The organism is Bartonella sp. AD24XZML (assembly GCF_042196485.1).
Lineage (GTDB): Bacteria > Pseudomonadota > Alphaproteobacteria > Rhizobiales > Rhizobiaceae > Bartonella.
The window spans coordinates 1-1,067 of record NZ_JBHIQH010000026.1; the positions used below are offsets into that span (position 1 = coordinate 1).

Consider the following 1,067-nt stretch of genomic DNA (forward strand, 5'->3'; position numbering starts at 1 on the left):
AAACCTTTAAAATTTGGTTTTTTATCCCGTTGGTTACAATCGGATCTTTTGAATGTAATCGAACAAGCAAAACAGCAACGTTATAACGACGCGGCATAAAAAGAAAACCTTGTCACGTAAGAACGGACAAGGCTTTCTCAAACTCATCAACTTGGATGATAACAAAAACCGTCCTGTATCGCAACCTGGTTATAGGATTACTAAGTACATTCTACGCCATATTGCTTTACATACAATATTGAGATGATTGGTTGAGGGAACAATCCCGCCATTCCAAGCGAAGGCAAGAATGGCGGATTGTTAATCATCACAAACAGCAAAACTTAAGGATAGCATTCATATTGTTCTGGATGCTTTTTACAAAACGGGCTGTTCAAGCGCTTCTTGACACTGCGCTGTGGAACAACAGCGCCTGGACGACAAATGGGCAAGTTTTCAGCTTTATGATTTCCACACCAGCCTCCCCCCACATCATATTTATAGCGAAATCCCGCTTGGAGCATGCAAGCATCAATGGTTGCATTTGCATTATTACTGAGCTTTCTACTTTCTGGATCCTTATCATAAGGGGTTGGCATACCGCATTCTAACAAGGCTTTTCCTATCTCCGTAAAATCTGCTCCTGGCTTCTCCCATGCCCCTATAGAAGATATGGGAGTTTTATTAAACTGGCACCCAGCTATACTCAATAGAGTTATCGCACTTAATAATTTTAAGATTTGTTTCATTTTTTACTCCATGATTTACTTGAAGGAACTTGTTCACGATGAGATGAGCCATAAAGTGTTCTGCACTTATTACCCGCATCTCCAAGGCAAGTATGAGGATTGTAAGGATTTGTGAACATATTCCACCATTCTTTCCACATGTTACTGCCAGCAGGTATTGTCTCGTAGGTATAGCCATTACCGCCAATAATTCTGCTGACAAAGTCGTATCTATGCCCATCAAAACCAACAGTGGTTTGTTTGCTATCACTTACATAACCTAACAGACCGGATGCAACTAAAACATTAAAGGCTGGTCCATAGAGATTGATAGTCGTGTTTTCGTTGGCTATCCCGTGC

At 40.9% G+C, this 1,067-nt stretch carries 1 protein-coding gene and 2 pseudogenes; 1 reads left to right on the plus strand and 2 read right to left on the minus strand.

Translation table 11 applies throughout. From position 1 onward, the window contains the following. Positions 1 to 99, plus strand: a pseudogene (locus ACFIMX_RS02535) (DNA-binding protein); the annotation flags it as partial. A 224-nt stretch (positions 100 to 323) separates the two neighbouring features. Here the strand turns inward: ACFIMX_RS02535 and ACFIMX_RS02540 are convergent. Further along, a complete protein-coding gene (locus ACFIMX_RS02540) occupies positions 324 to 728 on the minus strand; it encodes a hypothetical protein (protein WP_375639946.1) in 405 nt (134 codons plus the stop codon). Continuing rightward, a pseudogene (locus ACFIMX_RS02545) lies at positions 725 to 1,067 on the minus strand (filamentous hemagglutinin); the annotation flags it as partial. The pseudogene ACFIMX_RS02545 and the gene ACFIMX_RS02540, both read right to left, overlap by 4 nt.

What these genes read in the sequence shown, in the direction of transcription:
- ACFIMX_RS02540 (WP_375639946.1), bottom strand. Translation starts at nt 728, where the DNA reads ATGAAACAAATCTTAAAATTATTAAGTGCGATAACTCTATTGAGTATA.